Genomic DNA, 25,551 nt, shown 5'->3' with positions numbered 1-25,551 from the left:
GCTACGGATTTAAAAGGAATCTAAACAGAAATTTATGGTTGAGGATGGTAGGGATGACGGCTGCTTATAAAGCAAAAGCCCCCGCTACGGGAAGTAACGGGAGCTAATGTTCACTTTAACACCTAAAACACATTTGTGTAAAATACCTGAATGTCAGAAAGTTTACACCGGAAGTAAACTGTAATGACAGGCTTCTACAACAAGGGTATCTAATAGCAAGAGTACATGTTTGTACAAAAGGGTTGCATGCGCTGTTAAATTATTTTTTACTCGATAACAGATTTCTTATGCAGGGTGTTTTTCCAGGCTATAGTTGAAAGTAAAAGGTACAGGCCCCACACAACAAAAAGCACAGAATCAAGGAGATAAGTTATCCCATAAAAAAAGCTCCCCAATAGAGGGAGCTTTTCCTAAACCATAAAACCATTAAATAGCAATAGTCTTACTTTGTTATCACCATTCTGTTGGTTGATGTTTTACCGTTTGTAGTAACGCGGTACAGGTAAGTGCCACTTGGTAGCTTGCTTCCATCAAACTGAAGCGCATGACGGCCTGCAGCCTGCTTTTCGGTAAGTAGCGTCTGTATTTTGCGGCCCATCACATCAAATACTTCCACCGATACCGGACCTGCTGCAGAAACTGAGTAGCTGATAGTGCTCAGGCCAGTGCTTGGGTTAGGGTAAGCATAGCTTTCTTCCCACTGAGCCACCTGCATAGCGCCTGTAGTTGAAGTAGCAACCGGCTGTGTTACAGCATTCCAGCTAGAGTATGTTCTGGTAACTATAACGGCGAACTCGGCACGGGTTACATTCTGAGTCGGCTTAAAGGTAGCATGCATGGTAGGGAAAAGATCCAGCGGGCCTTGTGTAACACTATAGTAAGCATTTATCAGTCCTAACTCTAGGGCAACACTTACATAACCCTCCAAACCGGCTGGAATATACTTCGCGTCTTCAACCGGAATTTTTTTGCCATCTACTGTAACTGTAACCGTTTTGCCATTCCGGGCCAGGGCATGTTCCTGCAGGCCAAGCGCCTGCACCAACGAGTAAGCCAGGCTTGCTCGGTTTACATTGCCTGTTGGCGAGAATTTACCGGTACTTGTTGGCAACATTACGCCGTTGTAGGCATATAGTCTGTCTCTGAGTGCTGCGCCTTTGGCAGCTACTGATTCGCCGAGTAATACTTCGCTGCCTTTCAGGTCAGAGAACGTAACAGAGCCGTTGGTTGGCATAAACTGTCGGATAGCCTGTCCCATCATCAGGTAATCGGCTAATTGTATGCGTTTCAGATACTCATCTGGCTTAAAGCTGCCGTTCAGACCATCTACCAGGCGTGCGCCAACTGCCATTTTGATAGATGCTTCGGCAGGATGGCCGGCAATATCTGATAAACCAGTAGTGCCGGTCACGCGCTGCACATTCAGGGTTCCGTTTATAGTTTCAGGTAAGGCTATGCCATTCAGTCCATCTACTTTAAGAATCCATTGGCCTGGAGCCGGAGATGCTACCGCAACACCTCTGTCGTAGGTAAGTGTAAACGTTACTGGTATACCGGCTCTGTGCTCGCTTCCATCAGGGCCTAAAAGGATAAGGTTAACAGGGTTACCTGTTTCGCCTAACAAACCGCCTGCACTTATTTTTGCTTCGATGCTGTTAGTCCCTTCCACAACTGTAAAAGTCATCTGGTTGTTGGCAGCAAGCAGCGGGTTGTAATCTATTGTAAATGGAGTTGTTTCTGATTGCGATGTAACATTGCTGTTAAATCTTCTGGTATAGTTGGCATAAGTGCCATATGTGCTGTTTCTGAAAATATGATCTACAGCAGCATAGGCGTTTACGTAGCCTGCACCAACTTCCCATGACTCATGGCCTGGCATGTTAGTAGCTGTTTTCTGCAGTATTTCTTTCACCTGCGCTGGCGATAATGAAGGATTAGCCTCCAGCAAGAGCGCCACTATACCGGCCGCATGAGGCGTTGCCATAGAAGTACCGCTCATGTGCGTATAAAACGGTACGTGCGCCGGATCTAATTTCTCAACATCCTGCTGCACTTCCAGCGACGCCACCGGTCCGATAACTCTTGTAGAAACGATGTCTACGCCGGGCGCAACTATAGTTGGACGGTTCTCATAGGTCCAGGTTTCGCCATCCATTGTAAATGTACCGCCTTCACCTTTCACACCTCTTGATGAGAAATCAGCAAGGCGACCGTCTTTATCGCCGGCACCTACCGAAATTACCCATGGGGCAATAGCATACGGGTTGTGTGTATCAGAGCTTGGGCCTTCGTTACCGGCCGCAAACAAAGAAACAATGCCACGGTCGTAAGCCATTTTAGAAGCCACGTTTACCGGGTTGTTCGGGTCGAAATCGCCGCTGGTGCCCCAGGAGTTGGAGATAACGCGAATGCCGTACTGGTACTGGTGTGTAAGGGCATAATCGAAACCGCCGATTGCATCTAGTACAAACAAGGCAGCGCCAGAACCATAACCGATCAGGTGTGCACCGGGAGCTGCTCCCTCATATAAACCACCTGATTTTGCACCTGTTCCGCCAACCGAGCCGGCGCAATGTGTGCCGTGGCCAGAGTTATTGTCGGTGTTAGGTACGTTTTCCAACCACGTTACCGGTAGCATGGCATCCAATGAATTAAGGTTGGTAGCCCCTAAAACGTTCTGCACCAGGTGAGTCCCGAATTTAAGGTCGTCGTGAGTGCCATCCACACCGCTGTCATTTATCATTACACCTACGCCTTTGCCAGAAACGGGCATGCCATTGTTACGGGCAATCATTTCTTTATCAGTGCGCAGCTTACGCACGCCGGTTAAGTGGGTGCCGTTATAGTTGAAGTAAGAAAGCTTCTTGTTGAGGTAGATGGAGCGTACCGCAGAGTTTTGCTCCAAGGCTGCAATTTGAGTCGCTGTAGCCAGTACGCCTGCAATAGGCAGCGATTTAAACGTTACGCCTTTGGTAATGCCCAGTGTGTTCAGTAGTTGCAGGTGGGCAGGAGTGGGAGCAGTATTGCCGTGGAAGGTAACTATAACCCCGACGGAACCGGTAGTGGTTTGCAGCAAGTTTTTAAGCTCGCTGTCGAGTTTATTTTGTGCGCTTATGTTACCCGTCAAAAAGAAGCATAACATAATAAGACTTAGAATTTTAGTCATAGGTAAGGTGAGTTAAAAGTGTTACATATTATTGGAATAATTATAAACAAAGGGTTTAAAGGTATTGTATTGTTTAAGGCAGCGCTTAGAGTAGCCTTGTACTATACTTGTTTAAACATCGTTGGGAAATGAATTGAAAAAAATGCAGAATGGTGTTTAATATACTGTTAATTAGCTTTTTAAGTGTGTTAAAGCAATGTAAGTATTTGGAGATGGGATAGTTGCTAATATTTAGACTGATTTAGCATCTAAGGCAAATCATAGATCTAGATTAAACAAAAATAGTCATATAATTAATTGTTATTTTTAAATTTATGTTGATGGTTTTTGTAAAATTGAAATGCAATAATTGACAGTAATCAAAGGCTATAGTTAGTTGAGTAGTGGGGGCAGTTAAAAGAATTTTAAAACAAAAAGCGGCAGCCAATTTCTGGCTGCCGCTTTTTGTTTAGGTAACTATAGTTTATACAGGTTTAGCTAATCCAGGTGTTTCTTCAGGAATTCTATCGCTAATTTGTGTGCGTCTTCCGCCGCCTGCTTATCATATTTTGGGTTGCTGGGGTTGGCGAAAGCGTGCACGGCATCATACATTTTTATAGTTACTTTTTTATCTGCCTGCTTCATCTTCTGCTCAAAGTCAGCCACAATTTCAGGAGTGATAGAGCCATCCTGTTTCGCGAAGATACCCAGCACAGGTGCGTCCAGTTTTTTCAGCCGTTCCACGTCGCGCTCGGGCATGCCGTAGTAAATAACAGCTGCCTCAGCTTTATCACCGGCTTCTATAGCAGCCTGTAACGACCAACCACCGCCAAAGCACCAGCCTATAGTAGCAATATCCGGGTCTTTACCAGCGTAGGCAATGGCTCCGTTTATAATAGCTTTACCGCGCTCCGGCGTAACCGACTGCATATATTCCACGGCTTTCTCACGTTCGGCAGCTACACGGCCATCGTACAGGTCGAGTGCCAGCACGTTTACGTTACCCAGCTCTTTTGCCAGTCGTTCCGCTTCCTGTTTTATATAATCATTCAATCCCCACCACTCATGAAAAACCAGCAGGTAATTGTCGGTCTTTTTAGGCGCTTTTATTTCGTAGGCGCTGGCGGTTTTGCCATCAGGCGTTTTAAAGGTTACCATTTTACCTTTCTGGTTTTGCAGGGAAAATGGCAGCGGGTTGTCATGCTTTGCCTGGAAACTTTTATCGCTGCCCAGCATGGCAAACTGGGTAGTAGCTTCTGAGGCTGGTTTGGTGCAGCAGCTCATTTTTTGCTGGGCAAAAGCCACAGGCATGCTCAACAGCAAAATAATAAAAACGAAGATTAGCTTTTCCATAGGTTTATAGTTTAGTGATTGCTCATTAATCATCACTCGGCCACCTGCTTGCGATTGTTACGTTTCCTGCTGGCTCGCTTAACATACACGGCCGAGGGGCCTTTGTCGTCTTCTTTCCGGATCGTGAACAGTTCTTTCTGTGCTTTTATAAGCTGGAGTAATTGTCCGTAGCCAAACGTGCGTGGGTCGAAGCTAGGGTCGAGTTGACGCAGGTTTACACCAATGGCTCCCAGGTGTGCCCAGCCGTCTTCGTCGGCTGCCATACTAAAGGCTTCTTTCAGTAACGGAATAGGGTTAGGGCGCGAATGGCTTCCATTTTCAGGCGATTTTTCTGCTTCTGCGATCTGCTTTTCTTCTATATTATCAACCAGGTTTTCGGTGAAGATGAAGATGTTACAGGCATTTACGAACGGCTTCGGTGTTTTACGCTGCCCTATGCCCATCACAAAAATACCGGCTTCCCGTATCCGTGTGGCCAGCCGGGTATAGTCTGAATCTGACGAAACGATACAGAAACCATCTACAAGTCCGCTGTGCAGCAGATCCATCGCATCAATAATCAAAGCGCTGTCTGTGGCGTTTTTCCCGATGGTGTAGCGGAACTGTTGAATGGGTTGTATGGCATGGTGGTTCAGGCATTCTTTCCAGCCGTTCATTTGTGGGGTGGTCCAGTCGCCGTAAATCCGGCGGATGGTTATCTGGCCATATTTTCCAGCTTCGGCCATTAACTTAACTATAAGGCTGGGCTGTGCATTATCGCCATCTATCAGTATAGCCAGGCGGTGTTTCTTTTTTTCAGGATAAGGGTTTTTCATGTATAGGTTATTAGTTGGCGGCAGAATGCGGCCTGTATTGTAGCTGTTTGATTTTTATAGTATACTTATACGTTGGAGCGAAGTTGTGGCTGTAAAATTCCGGGTGCTACTGCTCAGGAAGTTATAGTTCGTTTGCTCAACATCCTTGCCTTAGTTACGGTATAGTAAATGCATTAATTCTTCTCTTATGAACCTGAACTTCATGAAAAAAACGCTTTATACGGTGGCATCGGTTTGCTGCCTGGCAATGCCTGCTGCGCGTGCGCAGGTGTTTAAAGCCGAAGAGCCACTGGCCCACACGTATTCTATAGTTGCCCGCGACCCTGAAACCGGCGAAATGGCGGTAGGTGTACAGAGTCATTGGTTTTCAGTGGGTACGGCTGTGCCCTGGGTAGAGGCTGGGGTTGGAGTGGTTGCTACCCAGTCTTTCACAAACAAGTCGTTTGGGTTGCGTGGGCTGGAACTATTGAAACAAGGCAAGACCCCGGACGAAGCATTAGCTATCCTTTTAAAAGATGATGAAGGGCGTGAAGTGCGCCAGGTTTCCATCCTGGATGCGCAGGGACGTGTGGCGACCCATACCGGTAAAAACTGCATCCGGTATGCCGGGCACATTACGGGCAAAAACTTTTCGGTGCAGGCCAACATGATGCTGACCGATAAAGTGTGGCCGGCTATGGCCAAAGCCTTTGAGCAAAGCACAGGCAAGCCACTGGCAGAGCGTGTGTTGCTGGCCATGCAGGCAGCCGAACGCGAAGGTGGCGATATCCGGGGGAAACAATCGGCAGTTTTAATGGTGGTAAAAGGCAAAAAAACAGACCAGCCATGGGATGATGTGACCATAGACCTGCGCGTAGACGATCATGAAAAACCACTGGATGAATTAGCGAGACTCCTGAAAGTATACCGAGCCTACGAACACATGAACAACGGTGATCTGGCAGTAGAAAAAGGGCAGATGGAGAAAGCCATGGAAGAGTATGGTAAAGCCGAAACTATGTTCCCGAATAACCTCGAGATGAAGTACTGGCATGCCATTACCCTAGCCAACAACGGAGATGTAAACGGCGCCGCCAAACTGCTTCGCGAAGTATATAAGAAAGACGATAACTGGAAAGAACTGACCACCCGCTTACCGGAGGTTGGGTTGCTCACACTAAAGCCACAGGACCTGAAGAAGATTCTGGATGTGAAGTAGGGATAATTGTTGATTGTTGATGCCGCTGCTCTTCCGGACATCCAAGTCCGGAAGTAAGACTACCGGGGACATCCTTGTCTCCACTTTACAAATAACGTGGACATTCGCAGCAGATGAGTTTCAGACAAAGATGTCAGAAACTACGGGGTGTCTAAAACTATATCAAACCCGGACAAACTATAAAATCAACAGGAAAGTATAAGTATAGCTTTAACTATATGTTATAACTCCGAAAACTATTTTATATCTTATAGGCACAAACAAAACAACTCACCTACATAATGTTATTAAAGAACAGACTCCGCCACTGGCTGTTGGCTGCAGCAACTCTAGCTGCCGCGCCTGCCATGGCCAACAACCCCGTTGCTCCATCCGATTCGGCAACTATAAAGCAGATCTACGACAACGCCCTGACCAGCACTAAAAGCTACGAAGACCTGCGTTACCTTACCAAGAATATTGGCGCACGCCTGAGTGGGTCGCCACAGGCTGCCGCTGCAGTAGAGTGGGGCAGACAGGTAATGAATAAAATGGGCCTTGACCGTGTGTATGTGCAAGAGGTAATGGTGCCCCATTGGGTCCGCGGCGATAAAGAGATAGGCCGTGTTTTGAGCGGGCAGGTTGGTTCTACGGATGTAAATATTGCAGCGCTGGGCTCCTCTGTAGGCACCGGCGAAAGCGGCCTGACCGCCGAAGTAGTGGAAGTGCACAACTTTGAAGAACTGGAGAAACTGGGTAAGAAGAAGGTAAAAGGTAAGATCGTGTTCTTTAACCGTGCTTTCGATAATACCCATGTGCAAACAATGGCGGCCTATAGTGGCGCGGTTGATCAACGTGGCGGTGGACCGGTGGCTGCTGCTAAACTGGGTGCTGTGGCGGTTATAGTTCGTTCTATGGCCAATGAGATACAGGATGTGCCGCATACCGGTAACACCCGTTACCAGGATGGCGTGGACAAGATTCCGGCCGCAGCCATCAGTACTAAAGGCGCTGAACTGCTGAGCAAACAACTCAAGAACGATCCGAACCTGAAGTTTTACATGCGCATGACCTGCGAGAACCTGCCGGAAGTGCTGTCTTACAACGTGATCGGTGAACTGAAAGGCACTGAGAAACCGAACGAAATTATAGTTGTAGGTGGTCACCTGGATTCGTGGGATCTGGGCGAAGGCGCTCACGACGATGGCACTGGTGTTGTGCAGTCAATGGAAGTGCTGCGTTTGTTCAAAGATTTAGGTATAAAGCCGAAGCGTACCATTAGAGCCGTGTTGTATATGAACGAGGAGAACGGATTGCGCGGTGGCCGTAAGTATGCCGAAGAAGCCAAAGCAAAAGGCGAGAACCATATTGCAGCTATTGAGTCGGATGCCGGTGGATTTACGCCACGTGGTTTCGGAATGGAAGCTACTCCAGCGCAGATACAAAAAGCACTGACATGGAAACCATTGCTGACACCTTACGGCCTGCACGAAATCGGCGCCGGACATGGTGGCGCTGACATCGGCCCGCTGAAAGGCCAGGGCACCGTAGCCCTTATCGGCTTCAAACCCGATTCACAGCGTTATTTCGATTATCACCACACCGACATCGACACGTTTGAAACCGTGAACCGCCGCGAAATGCAGTTAGGTGCCGCTTCCATGGCATCGCTGGTTTACCTGATCTCGCAGTACGGATTGTAATTTGACGTTAGATCTCCGAACTATAAAGTAAAACGCCTGCTCTGGTTATCCGGGGTAGGCGTTTTTTGTCTGAATCAGGATTTACAGGATTAAAGGATTTACAGGATGAGTTTTTACTATTTCCTGGCGCTAGTGTCCAACTGTTGCCGCACAGTGTGTGCGAGTCTCCAGACTCGCTGAGCTATAGTTTACTTCGCTAGTGCGAGCTTGTAGCTCGTACTGTTTTATGTTTGTATAGTAAAAGCACGAGCTACAAGCTCGCGCCAGCAGTAGTCTGTTTTTGAATCAATACCGGATTTACAAGTAGGCCAGACTACGGCAGCAGCAGCGAACTATCGCCGTAGCTCAGAAATCTATAGTTGTTGTTCATGGCATGTTGGTAAACCTTACGCCAGTTATCCCCGATCAACGCTGAAACTAATAATAACAATGTACTTTCCGGCTGATGGAAGTTGGTAACCAAACCAATACAAATCCTGAAACTATAGCCCGGTGCAATAATGATCTGGGTGCTGGCGTGCAAATGATCTGTTTTATAGTTGGCCATGTAGTTTAGCAGCGCATTTAAAGCTTCGGCAGGAGTGGGCAAATCTATAGTTTCATAAGCAAACCACTGGGTAATGTGTAGTTGATTTTGTGGCAGGTCAGGTTGTTGATGAACTTTTACGCCCAACCAATATAAACTCTCCAGAGAACGCATACTAGTAGTACCAACCGGGATAACAGGTTTATTTTGTTGAACCTGATGCAGTAGCTGAACTATAAAATCTTTGGTTAAATATAGTTGCTCGGCGTGCATCTTGTGCGCTTCCATTACATCAGCCTTAACTGGCTTAAAGGTGCCCGCGCCCACGTGCAGTGTTAGGTAAGCCGTGGATATACCTTTAGCTTTTATAGTTGCCATTACCTTGTCCGTAAAATGCAGGCCGGCGGTTGGGGCAGCTACGGCGCCTTCCTGGTTCGCATAAATGGTTTGGTAACGGGTACGGTCGTCGGGTGTAAGGTCGCGGTTAAGGTAGGGCGGGAGGGGCAGCTTTCCACAACGTTCCAGTACTTCGGCGAAGGTCAGGTTAGCTGGCTCCCAGGCAAAGCTGATCAGGAAATGTCCGTCCTGTTGGGCCTCGCGTTCAGCTGTTATAGTTCCGCCTTCAAAATGCAGGTAAAGTTTGCCGCTCTTCCAGCGTTTGTTGTTGCCTACCAGGCATTTCCAGGTACAGCTTTCGGTTTGCTGCATGGCCAGTTGCACCTCGGCATGCGGCTTTACGGGCTCCAGGCAAAAGATCTCAACAATACCACCGGTCTCTTTCTGAAACAATAGCCGCGCCTGCACCACTTTGGTATCATTAAAAACCAGTAAGGTATCGGCAGGCAAAAGCTCAGGTAACTCAGTAAACGTATGGTCAGCTATAGTTCCGCTTTTATAGTACAGTAACTTAGACTGGTCGCGTTCGGGTAAAGGGAATTTGGCGATTCGCTCATCTGGCAGCTCGTACACAAAATCTTTTATCGCCAGCTTTTTAGGATCGGACATGTATTTAGTTAAGAGTTTAGAGTTATTAGTTAAGAGTTGTGTAGAGTGATGTTTAGTTAGCTTTTAACTCTTCACTAGTTACTAACTGTTTTCGGTTTCTTCTTCCAGGTCGTTCAGTTCCAGGGTCAGGGCGTGTACTGATATCTGTATCTCGCGAAGCGCTAACGCCAATGAAATGAGTAGCAGCAAAAGGCTCAGCCCGAATACATACTTTCCTATCGTTTCGTAGCCGGCAAATAAGACAAACATACAGAACACGCAGCCGAATATACTGGCTATGCCAAATGCCTGCATGTTGCGGATCAGTAATAGCCGTGTTCTGAGGTTCTCGATCTGCCCGTAAACGATATGGCTTTGTGTTGTGGCGTACCGCTGTTTTAAACTCCTGATCAAGCCAGCCAACGCCAGAAAACGATTGGTATACGCCAGCAGCAATAACGAAATAGCCGGAAACAACAGGGCAGGAGTGGTCAGGGTGATTTCCATGGGCAAACTATAGTTGAGCTACTGTATGCTTTTAAGGAAGTCCTCATCCAGCGGTTCGTCGTCATCGTCCTGCTGGGCGTGGTGTTCAAAATCAATTGCAGTCAGCAGTTCCAGGCCTTCGATCATCAATTCATCCAGTTCTTCTTTAGAGCTGGCATCCAGCGTAGCTTCAAACAGGCCAAGTATGTGCTCGCGTTCTTCGTTCACAAAAATTTCATGGTACAGGTTATCAAACACTTTGATCTTTTTCTGTACGATCTTGTCAATCTCCTTCGAATTTTTTGCTGTTATGGCTTCCTGTAATACCTGCAGTGCTTCAATACTTGTTTCGTTATCAGCCAGGCGGGTATACGCTTTCAGTAACGCAATACCTACGGCCAAACGCACCCGCTCAAACCTGAAATTCAGTTCGTCTGTCGGTTTGCCAGTCTGAACGAAGACTTTGTAAGCTTCTTCAAACTTTTTGTAGACATTGGCAGCACCTTCCTCAAAAACCTGTGGGTTCTCAGTATCATAGGCTGTCTCAAGTAGTAGCTGTAGGTTTTTGGCGCTCATGTGTTTATTGCGTTATAGTTTGCAAAGGTAATGGTTTCACCTGAAATGGCTCTTCTCACAAGTTGCTTCTTTTATTTCCGATGAAAGTCGTTTTTGGTTACAGGGCTTTTGTAATCCGAGCGTAGCCGAAGGATATTATACAGTTTTTAGACCTTTCACTTTTGTCATTTCGAACAAAGTGAGAAATCTATCTCAGCTTATAGTTTAATACATTACTATCCAGAACCAAGCCTTTTCTACTATAGCTACTCCAATCCTGGGAGCTCTAGGTACCTATCGTTTCATCTTTAGCTTTGGTGCCCTCATGGCCGGGTGGCCTCGTCTTTGGGCATCGCGCTGCTGCTCTCTTGCTTCCCTCGCTCTGCTCGGGCTGCCTAAAGGCACCGCAACAAAGCAAAGGCGCTCAACCCAAAGACTGATAGTTTTCGCATAGTTACCAGCGTTTATAGTTTGAATCGGTATGCTCCGAGATTGATCGCGGTCATAGTTCCGTAGAGACAGGTAAACCTGTCCTTATTATGATGGGTAACTATAGCAAACTTAGGTTTCTCCTGCAAGTCGAAATGACAGCTTGAAAAGCAGTAGCAGAATTGTCCCCTTGAGGGGACTACAGGGGTGTTAAAAACAGAATCTATAATACTTCAACTCAAACTATAACAATGGCCGAAATTCCCCTCTTGGGAGGGGTAGGGGTGGGTTAAAATGGCAACTATAAAACTATAGCCACCGCCACTACTCTTCCCTGTCCCTGCAGGGCCAGTTGAGTTACAAACTCAACACCATAGTTCGACACGGGTTGCAAACCCGCGCCAACAAAAAAGCACAATTTTATAACTTAAACTATAGCTAAACCCCCTCTCTTGTTTTTAGGAGAGGGGTGAGGTAAAACAAAAAGCCCGACAACCATACAGCTGCCGGGCTTTCAAAATCTCAACAATATAATCATTACCAAACCCACTGCGGGCAGAGCACTCTACTGGTATTGTTCAGTTTAAAACCAACTACAACCTCATGGCTTCCTGCGGATACACGGCTCATGCTGGAGGTGGCTATTTCGTAAGAGTAGCCCACATCGAATAAATGATTCAGGTTAACTCCGGCCATAACTGCCCAGGCATCATTGTGACGATACGACATGCCTCCCCAGACATACTGTGCATACAAGGCACGCAGGTTTAGATCTACCGCAGGAGTGGCTGAGCCGGTTGCTTTTACCATGACAGATGGCACAACAGCCAGGTTGCTGGATGTCTGGAAGCGGATGCCGGCTGTTCCGTAAAAGTGCGGTTGCAGGCTCATGGCCGGGTCGTCAGTGGTTACAATTTCCTGCTTGCTTTTCAGTAACTGCATACCGGATAATCCAACATAGAAATCAGGACTGTATAACCATAACCCAACACCTACATCTACTTTACTAGCCGACATGTTACCGCCAACCAGATAAGGGTCGCTTGGGTCGAGTACTTTGGCGCGGTTCACATCCACATTATACTGCGTTAAGCCACCTGCCAGTCCGCTTGATAAAGTTAAGTAGCGGGTAATAGGCTGGTGATAAGCATAAGTCGCGTTAAAGGTTGAGGTACGCAAAAGACCTGCTTTATCAACCTGCACAACGGCCCCTACACCGTGGTGTGGCACGGCTTTTTTATAGCTGTTGCGGCTGGAGAAACCATACTTATTCGCCTTCCTGGATTTTGGTGATGTTTTAGCATTGTCCGGGTTGCCAATAGAGCCATGGAAAGTGACATACATGGTTTCCGGTGCGCCTTCGACGCCTGCCCACTGCCCGCGATAACTGGTGCGCAGGTCGGCATAGCTTTCTATGCCGCCTACTGCTGGGTTTGTAAGGTAATTGTTTAAAGCGTACTGTGTGTACTGAGGGCGCTGTTGCGCCAGTGCAGTGCCTGCTGCGGCAACCAGTGCCACTACTATAGTTAAAATACGTCTCATAGCTGGCATTACTTAATAATTGTTATACTTCCTGAAATAGGTGCTTCGTCTCTGGACAGGTAAATGATGTAATAGTAAGCGCCAAGTGGCATTTGCTTGCCGTTGCGCATACCGTTCCATGGTTCTGAGTAGCCTTTGCTTTCGAATATCTTTTCGCCCCAACGGGTGAAGATCTCCACGCGGCAATCCGGGTAAAGCTCCAGGTTCTCTACATGGAACACATCATTTATACCATCGCCATTTGGTGTCATGGCGTTCATCGGAACGATAGCCGGCACCACATTTACCGTCACCGAAGCAGAAGCTGTACAGCCTTCAGCGGTTGTTATAGTTACCGTGTAAGTTGTTGTTACTTCCGGTTTGGCAATTGGCGTGGCACTTGTTGCATCGCTCAGGCCAGTAGCCGGAGACCAACTATAGGTAGCACCGCCAGTAGCAACCAGCTTGGTAGCTTTGCCCTGCATAATGGTCACATCGCCACTTACATTTGCCACAGGTTCCACTACTGTCACTTTTACTTCTCTGCGGGCACTGCTTTCGCAATTGTTGCTGTTCACAGCCTGCACCCAGTAAGTGGTAGTAGAATATGGTGTAACTGTTAGGGTTGTGCCTTCTGCCAGGTAAGTTCCACCCTTCGGAGCATCGAACCACTCCAGTCTTGTGCCAGGCAATACGCCTGTCGCCTGCAGGGTAACACTGCCACCCGGGCAAACCGAAGCAGAGGCTATAGTTGGCAATGTTGGCAGCGGAACAACTTCTATCTTCACGGCATTACTGATGTGGTCTTCGCAAGGGCCTGAGATCTGCACAACACGACGGTACCATACATTTTTGGTCAGTGCCTGGGTTGGTGCGTAATGCTGGCCCGTAGCGCCTGAAATGTTCATGTAGTTCATGCCGTCAGGGCTTTGCTGCCACTGGTACGTGTAATTCTCTGACTGCTGGAAGGCTACCGAACCTGTTAAGGCTGCCGGTACACCACCAGTACAAAGTTGCTGCGCCGAGCTGATGGTGTTGTCTGTCACCAGTTGGTTCACAATTATAGTTACCGCACGGCGGGCGCTACTTGCACAACCTGTCGCGTTTATGGCCTCTACATAATAAGTAGAGTTGGTATAAAGCGGCTGCGTTGTGAAGTTGATGCCCGATGCAATAGATGTTCCGCCGGAAGCAGTGTAATACCAACGGTAGGTTATGTTGGAAGCTCCTGTTGATGGATTTTTGATGCGCAGGGTAGCAGTGCTGCCAGCGCAAATCGTCACATCATCAGCAAGTGGCGTAGCAGGTAGTGGAGTAACCGTTACCATAACCGCATTGCTCACGCTTTCACCGCAAGGGCCTGCTGCACGCACTACTCTTCTGAACCAGGTGTTCTGCGTAAGGGCACCCGGCGCATATTCCTGGGCGTAAGCGCCAACTATACTTGCAAAGTTTACACCGTCCTCGCTGCGTTCCCACTGGTAATACAGGGCAGCATTTCCACCACCTGTAGGCACCGAACCCGACAATGGAGCCGGCGTGGCGGCACTGCAAATGGTCTGGTTACCTGTAACTGTATTGTTAGCCAGCGACGACATAATGCGAACTGTTACCGCCACACTCGGCCCTTCACAGGCAGTTGGTGAAGTTGTGTTAGCTCTTACATAGAACGTGGCCTGAGAAGATAGCGGGAATGTAGTATAACTTGTACCATTACCGAGCATCGTTCCGTTCGCATCGTACCACTTATAAACAAGGGCAGGGTCCGGCTGTATAATCTCCAGTTTCGCTGTTCCGCCGCTGCAGATCGTAGCATCCTCCACTACAGGTGCACCAGGTTTAGTCGTTACCGAAACTATAGCCTGCGCTCTTGTCGGGCTGCTGCAACCTGAGGTATTCACTGCCTCTACATAGTATGATCTGGTTGTGAACAGGGCATCTTCAGAAGTGTAAGAGATACCGGAACCGATCAGGTTTGTACCAGCGGCATCGTTGTACCATCTATACTCTACTGCCGGGTCAGGATTCTTCACATGTAAGGTTACTCTTTCGCCGGAGCAGATCGAAGCGTTCGATACGGAAGGTGTAGCCGGCAATTGTGTAACACTTACTACCACTGACTTGCGCTTCGGACTGATACAGCCTGCTGCATTTACAGCCTCTACATAGTACGTAGTGCTGGCCGTTAATCCAGAGATAGAGTGTGTATTTCCGGTTGCCAGTAACTTGCCCGATTCGCTGAACCATCTATAGTTCAACGTTGCATCCGGCTGAGACACACGTAGCGTTACCGTTTCGCCTGCACAAATCTGCTGGTTAGATGCGATCGGGGTAGCCGGCAGTGCGGAAATGCTTACAGTAACAGCAGTTCTTTCGCTTACACAACCGGAAGTGTTGGTTGCTTCTACGTAGTACGTTCTGTCTGAAGTAAGTGAGCCGGTTTCGTAGGTTGTTCCTGTTGCCAGGGCTAAGCCGCCGGTTGCAGCACTGTACCATTTGTAGGTTAAGCCTGCACTTGCCTGCTTCACAGTTAACGTTGTGCTGCTGCCTTCGCAAATTGCACGGTTATCTACTTCCGGGGCTGTTGGCAGTTGCATTACACTTACCATAACTGCTTTGCGCTGGCTGGCGCAGGCCTGTGTGGTTGTGGTGTAAGCCTCCACGTAGAACATGGTGTTCTGTTTCAGGTTAGCTGTTGTAAATGAGGAGCCATCTGCTACAAGTATTCCGTTTCCGTCGAACCATCTATAGTTCAGTTTCACATCCGGGTTGGTAACACTTAGCGTCGTTTTCTCATTGTAACAGATCACCTGATCTGCTGCCTGTGGTATGGCTGGCAATGGGGTAACATATACGGTTACTGCTTTACGGGCACTCACGCAGCCACCAGCATTCACGGCCTCTACATAGTAGGTCGTTTCCGCCTGCATACCATCTGCTGTAAATGTTATTCCCGTGCCAAGGCTATTGCCACCGCTTGCTACACTGAACCAACGGTAGGTATAACCTAACTCAGGAGATGTTACCGATAGGGTAGCTCTTGAGCCGGCACAGATTGTAATGTTGCTGGCCAATGGCGTTGCCGGGGCAGAGATAACAGTGATTTTTACGATGTTGCTTTTCTGGGCCGGGCAGGTTCCATTCTCCACACTTGCCGTTCTTCTGTACCAGGTGGTTACAAAAGTGGTAGCTGGTTTATAGTTCTTGCCAGTTGCCGTCGGGATGATGTTATAGTTGATACCATCCTCGCTGCTTTCCCACTGGTAAGTAACAGTTCCATCGGTGCTCATCACCTCATAGCCGATAAGTGTGCTTGGGTTGGTGCCGCTGCAAATGGTCTGGTTTCCGCTGATCGTGTTGTTAACGATCGGCTGGGCAACATTAACCGTCACCACCATACGATTCGGATTTACGCAGCCTGCACCTGAGCTTGCCTCCACATAGTAAATAGCGTCAGCAGCAAGTACAGGAGTGGTGAAGGTGGTACCGGTGTGGAGTAACGTTTCCGTATCATCGTACCATTTGTATACTACCGCCGGAGTCGCATTCTTCACATAAAGGGTAGCCGTTGAGCCTGCACAGATCTTGGCATCATCAGCAAGTGGTGTTGCCGGCGATGGCGTTACGGTTACATACACCGTTTCGCGGGCACTTGTACAACCAGGAGAAGTAGTAGTTACCGCCTCTACATAGAAAATAGTATTTGCTGTCAGGGCACGTGCGGTGTAAGATGTGCCGGTTGCTAAGGCTGTTCCGCCCTGGTTATACCAGCGGTACATCAGGCTGGCATCCGGGTTAGAAACAGTCAGTACCACTTCGCTGCCTTGGCAGATGGTCTGGTCGGCAACAACCGGCATAGCTGGCTGCTGAATAACTGTTACCGTTACTGCCTTGCGGCTTTCGCTGGTGCAACCCGACGCTGTTGAAGCTTCTACATAATATGTTCTGTTTGAAGTAAGAGCAGCCGTAGTATAAGCAGAACCAATAAACACAGGTGTGCCACCTGTAGCTACTGTGTACCACTTGTATGTGATGCCCGGAATGATACTCTTTACAGAAAGCTGTGCTGATGATCCTGCACAAACACTGGCATTGTCAGCAAGCGGAGTGGCAGGTCTTGCAGCTACATTTACAGCAACTATAGTTCGGCCACTGGCACAGCTTAACGCACCAGATGTAACAGCCTCTACATAATAAGTAGCGTTGCTGGTAAGGATGGCTGTGGTATAGTTTGTTCCGGTTGCAAGTAAAGTACCATTGTTATCGTACCAGCGGTAGGTCAGGCTGGCTGTCTGGTTCTCTACTGTTAGAATCGCCTGTTCGCCGGCGCAGATGTTCTGGTCTGCTACCATCGGGGCTTCCGGTAAAGGCATTACCGTTACCGAAACAGTTCTTCTAGTGCTGATACAACCTGTTGCATTTACTGCCTCCACATAGTAAGTAGTAGTGCTCTCAAGCGGTGTAGTTGTGAAAGATGTTCCTGTTACGATCGCACTTCCGCCGGTTGGTGTCGTGTACCAGCGATAGGTATAGCCAGGAGTTACATCTTTAACGCTCAAGGTAGCCGTAGCACCTTCACATATCGTTGCATTGTCGGCAACCGGAGTAGCTGGTATCGGCTGAACAGTTACCTGGATCGTGTTACTAACCTGCTCGCCGCATGGGCCAACTGCTTTTACTTTTCTTCTGTACCAGGTCGTAATGTTAAGTGCGTTCGGGCTATAGTTCTGGGTAGTGGCATTGCTGATGGCGGTAAAGTTTACGCCGTCTTCGCTGCGCTCCCACTGGTAACTATAGTTTCCGCCGCCGCCATTTGGCAACGAGCCAGTAAGGGCAGTTGGCGAACTGCCGCTACAGATGGTCTGGTCTGCAGAGATAAAGTTGTTAGAGATAGCAGGTGTTACCGTTACTGTTACCGTACTGCGTGAAGCGCTGCTGCAGGCGGTGCCTGTGTTGCTAACTGCCTCCACATAATACGTAGCGCTATAGTTCAGCACGCCGGTAGCATATGAAATGCCTGTGCCAACTAACGCGCCGCCGCTATACCAGTTATAGTATACCGTAGGATCCGGGTTTTTCACCCACAGCGTAGTGCTGCTGCCCGCGCAGATGGAAGCATTTTCGGTTACTGGGGTGGCTGGTAGTGGCGTTACATTTACAGTTACTGCTTTGCGGGTTGTGCTGGCGCAGCCTGTTGCTGTTACCGCTTCCACATAGTAGGTCTCACTAACTGATAAGCTTCCGGTTGTGTACGTATCGCCGGTTGCAAGCAGGGTACCATCGGTAGCCGCATTATACCATCTGTAAGACAGGTTTGCATCCGGAGTGTTTACAACCAGTGTTGCCGGCTGACCTGCGCAAATGCTAACATTATCTGCGGAAGGTGTAGCAGGGAGTGGTGTTACAGTTACAGCAATTTTCGCTCGCTGGCTGGCACAACCGGCCGCTGAAACAGCCTCTACATAATAGGCTCTGTCTGATGTTAAAGCACCGGTATTATAAGTAGCACCTGAGCCAACTACTGTTCCGCCTGTTGCTGAAGTATACCACTTATAAGTATAAGCCGGATCCACCACAAGCACAGAAAGCATAGCTGCCTCACCCGCGCAAACGCTGGTATTCTCAACTACTGGTATTGTTGGCAGGTCGGTTACGGTAACTATAACGGTGGTGCGGCTGCTTACACAGAACGGAGCGCTTGTAGTGGCTGCTTCTACATAATAAGTTGTAGTTGTGGTTAAACTGCCGGTATTGTAAGTAGCGCCAGAAGCTACCTGCTCACCGATGCTGTTATACCATTTGTAAACCAGTGACTGATCCGGGGCGCTAACGCTTAGAACAGCCGGGCTGCCTGAACAAATGGTTTTGTTGGCAACTACTGGCGCACCAGGCATTGGCGTTACGGTTACGGTTACAGCTCTTCTTGGGCTGACACATCCGGCTTCGTTAATTGCCTCTACATAGTAGGTAGTAGTTGCCTGTAATTCCGGGGTAGTAAACGTAGAGCCGGATATCAGCACCGTTCCACCACTTGCGGCATCAAACCAGCGGTATGTATAGGTTGCTACTGTACCGTTTATGCTTAAGCTGGCAGATGAACCGGCACAGATCGTAGCGTTGGCAGCAGTTGGTACAGCAGGAAGTGGTGTTACTGTTATCTTCACTACGTTGCTGCTGTTTACTTTACAAGGGCCGTCGGTTACTACTTTTCTTCTGAACCAGGTATCGGTCGTAAGTGCTTCCGGGCTATAGTGTTGCGTGGTGGCTCCGGTTATAGTTGTAAAATTCAGGCCATCTTCGCTTTTCTCCCATAGGTAACTATAGTTTGCGCCTCCGGCCAGAGGCTCGGATCCGTTAAGGGTAGTTGGAGTGCTCGCATAACAAATCGTCTGATCAGCTGCAATAGCGTTGTTGCTTACCGGCTGCAGTACTTTTACTGTTACTACTTCTTTGGCCGGGCTGGCGCAACCGTTACTGGTTACCGCTTCCACGTAATAAAGTGTGCTCTCGGCAAGTGCGCCTGTCGTGAACGATGTTCCGGTCGTAATCAGGTTCTCGTTTCCATCATACCAGTTATAGTTTACAGACGGCACCGGGTTTTGAACAACCAGGGTTGCTGTACCACCGGCGCAAATGGTAGGCTGATTTACTTCCGGTGTAGCTGGCAATGGCGTTACGGTTACCGTTACTGTACGGCGTGTGCTGTTACAACCGGTGGTAGCAAGGGCAACAGCTTCTACGCTATAGTTGGTAGTGCTGCCAAGTGCGCCTGTGCTGAACGAAGTACCGGAACCCAGTAAGTTACCGGCATTATCATACCAGTGGTAGGTAAGCGAGGCATCCGGTGCTGCTATAGTTAGGGTAGCGCTGCTTCCTGCACAAATGGTAGTGTTATTTACTATCGGAGCAGACGGAATTGGAATAACATTTACAGATACCGCTTTGCGTGACGGGCTTATGCAGCCTGCCGCGTTTACGGCTTCAATGTAATATGTTCTGCCTGAGGTTAAGGTTGTAGTTCTGTAAGTAGATCCTGTATGCAGTGCCGTGCCTCCGGTCGCCGTACTGTACCACTTATAGGTCAGGTTCGGATCAACATCTTTCACGGCAAGATCTGCAGTGCTGCCAGAGCATACGGTTACATCAGTTGCTTGTGGCGTTGCCGGTAAAGGCGTTACGCTAACTATAACCGTGCTGCGGTTACTCACACAAGATGGCGTTGCTATAGTTGCGGCATCTACATAATAAACAGTGTTGGCAGATAGGGCATCGGTAGTATACGTAGGGCCGGTTGCGAGCAGGTTGCCGGCGTTGTTATACCAACGGTAGATCAGGGTAGCGTTCGGTGAACTTACCGACAGAATGGCCTGCTCGTTCACGCAAATGCTGCGGTCTCTTACTACTGGTGCTGCCGGCAATGGTGTTACCGATACAGTAACTGCTCTGCGTGGGCTTAAACAGCCTGTCGCGTTAGAAGCCTCAACATAATAGGTAGTGTTAGCATTTACAGCAGGTGTAGTCAGGGTAGTGCCAACTCCAAGAATGCTGCCTCCGGTAGCTACTGTGTACCAACGGTAGGTGTATGCAGCGTTCGGATCTTTAACACTTAACGTAGCGGTGCTTCCTTCGCAGGTAGTGGCATTATCAGCAAGTGGGGTAGCAGGTAGTTGGTTTATAGTTACTTTAACAACGTTGCTGACATGTTCAGGGCAGTTATTGTTCGACTTTACTCTTCTTCTGAACCAGCTTGTCGCATTTAAAGCTCCCGATGTATAGGACTGGCCAGTTGCGTTTGCGATGATCGAGAAGTTAACCCCGTCCTCGCTGCGCTCCCATTGGTAAGAGAAATCACTTCCATCACCGGCTGGTAATGTTCCGGTAAAGGTTGCCGGTGCCGTACCGCTGCAAATGTTCTGGTCTGCAGAGATGATGTTGTTGGTAATGGCCGGCGTAACGGTAACGCTAACGGTGCGGCGCGAGGCGCTGACACAGGCATTGCTGTTATTTGTAACTGCCTCCAGCTGGTAAGTGGCGCTATAGTTCAGCACTTCGGTAGTGTAAGAAATGCCTGTTGCAACCTGCACACCATCCTGGTACCAGCGGTAGATCAGGCCAGGCTCAGGTGTCTTCACCCAAAGCGTAGTGCTGTTGCCCGCACAAACAGTAGCATTATCAGCATTTGGCGTAGCCGGCAAGGGCGTAACCTGTACCGTAACTGTTCCACGTGACGTGCTCGCGCAACCGCCTGTTGTTACCGCCTCTATATAATAGGTAGTAGTAGTTGCTACAGAACCGATAGCATAACTGTTTCCGGTTGCCAGTAAAGTACCACCGGTTGCCGCGGTGTACCATCTGTACGAAACATTGGCAGCAGGGTCTTTTACAGTAAGGGTTGCAGGCGCTCCGGCACAGATCGATACATTGTCTGCTGTCGGTGTGGCCGGAAGTGGTGTTACGGTAACATCAACCTTAGAACGTGCGCTCACACAACCTGCAGCTGTTACAGCTTCCAGGTAGAATGATCTGGCTGAAGTAAGCGTGCCGGTGTTGAACGAAGTGCCCGTGCCGATGGCAGAACCACCTGTAGCAGAAGTATACCAGTTATAAGTAAACGACACATCAGGAGAACTAACTGTAAGCACAGCCGAACCTCCCGTACAGATGGCGACACTTTCAGCAGTCGGCATCCCCGGGATTGGAGTTACAGATACAACTACCGCTTTGCGTGGGCTGGCACAAACAGGATTGGTTACTGTTGATGCTTCTACATAATAAGTAGTGGTTGTTTGAAGGGCGGCAGTTGTGAAAGTAGTACCGGTAGCAACTTGGTCGCCGCTTGCGTTGAACCAGCGATAAGCCAGGGTTGCATTCGGGTTGGTTACAGATAATGTTGTGCTGCTTCCTGCGCAGATGGTTTTATCCAGCGCCTGCGGCATTTCAGGAAGTGGTCTTACAGTAGCAGTTACGGCTCTTCTGTTGCTGGTGCAGCCAGTTGTGCTGGTAGCATCCACATAATAAGTAGTAGTAGCTGTAAGCGTTTCTGTTTGTAACGTTGGGCCAACACCTACCGGGCTTCCGCCTGTTGCGGTACTGTACCACTTATAAGTTAACGATGGATCTGGTGTTGAAATGCTTAACTGTGCTCTTTCACCATTACAAACCGTTGTGTTAAGAGCAGTTGGGGTAGTTGGCTGAGGAGATACGGTCACTTTTACCGGGGTGCTTACATGTTCCGGGCACGAGCCTGTAGCTGCTTTTACTTTTCTTCTGAACCAGGTAGTTATAGTTAGCGAACCCGGGCTGTAAGTAGAATTAACGGCTCCGGCGATACTCGAGAAGTTTGTGCCGTCTTCGCTTCTTTCCCACTGGTAGGTATAAGTTCCGCTTCCGCCGGTTGGCTGCGTGCCTGTTAGCGTAGATGGTGTGCCGCCGCTGCAGATAGTTTGCGCACTGCTAATGTTATTGTTGGCAATGTTCGGCGTAACAGTAACTACCACTGCACGACGTGCAGGGCTCGGGCAGGCAGTGGATGTATTCGAAACAGCCTCTACATGGTAGGTGGTACTATAGGCAAGAATATCAGTAGTAAAGGTAACACCCGAAGCAAGCAATGAGCCGCCCAGGTACCAGTGGTAAGTTGCCGTAGGATCCGGGTTGTTAACAAATAACACCGCCGCATCGCCAGAGCAAATCGTTGTGTTGGATACATCCGGGATAGCTGGCAATGGTGTTACGTTCACGTAAACCGGCTTTCTGTCAGAACTGGTGCAACCCTCAACGGTTGATGCTTCTACATAAAAAATAGAGCTTTCAGTCAGGGCTTCGGTGGTGTAGTTGGTTCCGGTTGCAAGCAGTGTTCCGTCCGTATCATCGTTATACCAGCGGTAAACCAGGTTGACATCAGGGGCCAGTACTTTTAACGTTACCGTAGCACCTGCGCAAACCGAGGCATTGTCGGCTTCCGGGGTGGCAGGTAGCGGGATGACCGTAACAGATACTTTGCCACGGGCCGGGCTAACACAACCAGTTGCAGAAGTAGCCTCTATATAATAATCTTTTCCTGATGTCAGGATACCTGTATTATAGGTGCTGCCTGTAGCAATGGCTGAACCACCTGTAGCCGTGCTGTACCATTTGTAGGTCAGATTCGCATCCGGGCTGTTTACAGCCAGTGTAGTTCCGGAACCAGTACAGATAGAAGTGTTTGTGGCTGTAGGAGCGCCCGGTAATTGGTTTACAGTGATTTTAACCAGGTTACTTACAGAAGTCTTGCAGCTGCCTGTTGCGTTCACCTTACGGCGATACCAGGTGGTGGCTGTCAGGGCGCCGGGTGCAAAGTGTATTCCTGTAGCTCCTGTTATTGTAGTGAATAAACTTCCATCTATGCTGTATTCCCACTGGTAAGTGTAGCCACCGCCACCGCCGGTTGGTACGGACCCTTGCAGGGAAGCAGGCTTGGCGCCACTGCAGAGCACCTGGTCAGAGGTGATAATATTTCCGTCTATTTTTGGAGTTACAGTAACTTCTACGGCTACTTTAGGACTGGCACAGCCCGGCGAAGCTTTTGTTACGGCCTCTACATAATAGGTGGTGTTTTCAGTTAGCGGAGGAGTGCTATAGTTTATACCCGTAGCTACCAGTGTGTTGTTGCTGTCATACCATCTGTAAAAGATAGCGGCATCGGTTGGTTTTACGGCCAGTATAGCATTGGTGCCTTCGCAGATAGTAACATTGGCTGCAGTTGGTGCATCAGGTAAAGTAGTAACCGTTACTTCCACCGAGCGGCGCACACTATAACACCCGGCATCCGAAGTAGCTTCTACATAAAATGTTTTGTTTGATGTAAGTGGTGTGGTGGTATAGGTTGTGCCCGTGGCAAGCAGGGTGCCTCCCTCTGCTACATCGTACCAACGGTAGGTAAAATCAGGTTCGGGGTTGGTTACAACTATAGATGCCGGCGAACCATAACAGATCATCGGATCATCAATATCTATAGTTGCGGGCATTGGGGTAACCGTTACTACAACGATGTTACTGATGCTCATCGGGCAGCTGCTGGCTGCTTTTATAGTTCTACGGAACCAGGTAGTAACTTTAAGTGAAGCGGGGGCGAAGTCTTTTGCATTGGCTCCCTGCACATCTGTAAACGTATTGCCATCTGTGCTTTGCTGCCACTGGTAAATGTAACCGCCGCCACCGCCTGTTGGGGTTGTACCTGTTAAAGGCTGTGGTTTGCCGCCAGTACACATGGCCTGGTTTGCCGAAATGCTGTTGTTGGCAATTGCCGGTGTTGCATTGGCATTCACCGCTATTCGGGTAAGGTTGTAGCACTGGGTTTGTGCTGTGGTAGATGCCTCTACATAATAGGTTACCGGACCTGTTACGGGTTGTGGGGTGATAAAACTTGGGCCGGTACCCAGCATTGTGGTGCTGGTGGCCGTGGCATACCAGTTATAGATCGTTTTTCCGTCGCTGTTGGCCACCACAAACATAGCGCGCTCGCCGTAGCATACCAGTTTATCCGAAACGATTGGTGTAGGAGGTATAGCTGTTACAGTTACTTTTACCGGGTTGGTTTCTTCGCCGCAACCGCCATTGTAGGCAACCCTTTTGTACCATGTAGTTTGGTAAAGCGGAGGAGGAGAGTAACTTTTATCGGTAGCTGATGCAATTGGGCTATATCCGGAGCCGGCGCCTGTTGTGCTTTGCAGCCACTGAAAGGTCATGTTCTGCGGTGCATTGCCATCTATAGTACCCGGCCTGGTGCCGGCACATATTTCCTGGTTTCCGTTCAGTACGGTTGCGTTTCCGTTAGTTAAAGAAGAAGTTATAGTTGCTGTAGTACGGGGAGAAGTACATCCGCTGGCTGTTATAGCCTCTACTTCTACCTGCATATAGCTGGCGTTGTTCATGGTATAAGAAGTGCCCCAAACCAGTAATGCGCCTGTACTTTTGTTATACCATTTATAGATGAGGTTGGGATCTGCATTGTTTACCCATAGCGTAGCATTGCTTCCTGTACATACAGCCAGGTTATCCACATCAGGTGCAGCCGGAACTGCTTCTATAGTTATAAGCTGTGTATCCTCGGCTCTTGCAATTTCATCCCTGCCACAACGCTTGGTAACCGTAACAGTAACGGTGTGCGTACCCGGTGTAGGGAAGTTTATAGTTGGGTAAGCGGTAGTTGCTACTACAACGCCGTTCAGTTTCCAGGAATACGTCAGTTCATCGTTAGAATACACTGGCGTATGTGCAGAATTAGTGGTGCTGAATGCGATTGCTTTTGGCCCGCAATAGCCTTTGCCTGCAGGTAAGGTAACAGAGGGTGGCTGGCATTGCGAAAATGCAGCTGATGGTAAAAACCCTAAAAACAATAAAGTGAACACCAGCGGTAAAAGTATTCTCATAAGCAATTTGTATAACTGTGTACTATAATTGGTCTTCTATCAAGAAAAATTGCACAAATAGTATATAAATTATTGATGTATTCAACATGCGTTATGTTTGATGTATCAATAACTTAATTAGTATAATATTCAGAAAGTTTGAGCTGATCTGTAAAGCAATAATAACAAAATATAGTTTCTCTCGTAGTTATTTTTTTCTTGCGTTATAATGCTGAAAACTAATAAATAAGCTAACTATAATATATTAATACTTTAATTGAAAGGAAAGAATACAGCCAATTGTAATTATGACTTTGCTTATATTATAGTATAACTATTTATATTTCCCGTATTTGTACTTTGTGAGTCTAGTTTTGAAAGTGCTCAGAAGATAAAATTGTAATCCGCAGTGATACTTAAAACAAAAAGCCCTGACTTATGTCAGGGCTTTTTCAATACAGGCTATAG

10 protein-coding genes are annotated in these 25,551 nt (G+C 48.3%); 2 read left to right on the top strand and 8 right to left on the bottom strand.

The features are described from left to right. Positions 1-442 precede the first annotated feature (442 nt). From KYK27_RS02025 to KYK27_RS02015, 3 genes are all read right to left on the bottom strand, one after another. A complete protein-coding gene (locus KYK27_RS02025) occupies positions 443-3,166 on the bottom strand; it encodes a S8/S53 family peptidase (RefSeq protein ID WP_199108394.1) in 2,724 nt (907 codons plus the stop codon). A gap of 477 nt (positions 3,167-3,643) precedes the next feature. After that, positions 3,644-4,498, bottom strand: a complete 855-nt coding sequence (locus KYK27_RS02020; protein ID WP_199108393.1) for a dienelactone hydrolase family protein — start codon at positions 4,496-4,498, stop codon at positions 3,644-3,646. Positions 4,499-4,530: 32 nt separating this feature from the next. After that, entirely contained in the window at positions 4,531-5,313 is a 783-nt protein-coding gene (locus tag KYK27_RS02015; protein WP_199108392.1) for an NYN domain-containing protein, read from the bottom strand. 202 nt (positions 5,314-5,515) lie between these two features. Here KYK27_RS02015 and KYK27_RS02010 point away from each other — a divergent pair, with 202 nt between their 5' ends. Then, complete coding sequence (locus KYK27_RS02010; RefSeq protein ID WP_233150208.1) at positions 5,516-6,511, top strand: DUF1028 domain-containing protein; 996 nt, start codon at positions 5,516-5,518, stop codon at positions 6,509-6,511. 281 nt (positions 6,512-6,792) lie between these two features. Then, positions 6,793-8,193: a M20/M25/M40 family metallo-hydrolase gene (locus tag KYK27_RS02005; protein ID WP_199108390.1), complete on the top strand. Its 1,401-nt coding sequence runs from the start codon at positions 6,793-6,795 to the stop codon at positions 8,191-8,193. A gap of 313 nt (positions 8,194-8,506) precedes the next feature. Here the strand turns inward: KYK27_RS02005 and KYK27_RS02000 are convergent, their stop codons facing one another. From KYK27_RS02000 to KYK27_RS01980, 5 genes are all read right to left on the bottom strand, one after another. Beyond that, positions 8,507-9,724, bottom strand: a complete 1,218-nt coding sequence (locus KYK27_RS02000; protein ID WP_199108389.1) for an S-adenosylmethionine:tRNA ribosyltransferase-isomerase — start codon at positions 9,722-9,724, stop codon at positions 8,507-8,509. An 81-nt stretch (positions 9,725-9,805) separates the two neighbouring features. Beyond that, entirely contained in the window at positions 9,806-10,210 is a 405-nt protein-coding gene (locus tag KYK27_RS01995) for a DUF2721 domain-containing protein (RefSeq protein WP_199108388.1), read from the bottom strand. Between the two features lie 18 nt (positions 10,211-10,228). After that, positions 10,229-10,765, bottom strand: coding sequence for a hypothetical protein (locus KYK27_RS01990; protein ID WP_199108387.1), 537 nt, complete (start codon positions 10,763-10,765; stop codon positions 10,229-10,231). 945 nt (positions 10,766-11,710) lie between these two features. Continuing rightward, on the bottom strand, positions 11,711-12,715 hold the full coding sequence (locus tag KYK27_RS01985) for a type IX secretion system membrane protein PorP/SprF (protein WP_199108386.1): 1,005 nt from the start codon (positions 12,713-12,715) through the stop codon (positions 11,711-11,713). Positions 12,716-12,723: 8 nt separating this feature from the next. Beyond that, positions 12,724-25,104, bottom strand: a complete 12,381-nt coding sequence (locus tag KYK27_RS01980) for a gliding motility-associated C-terminal domain-containing protein (protein ID WP_199108385.1) — start codon at positions 25,102-25,104, stop codon at positions 12,724-12,726. Positions 25,105-25,551: the final 447 nt, after the last annotated feature.

Origin of the sequence: Pontibacter populi (assembly GCF_019336435.1) — a bacterium.
GTDB classification, from domain to species: domain Bacteria; phylum Bacteroidota; class Bacteroidia; order Cytophagales; family Hymenobacteraceae; genus Pontibacter; species Pontibacter humidus.
Note: the sequence above shows the minus strand (reverse complement) of the source record. Positions and strands in the feature narration are given on the sequence as shown.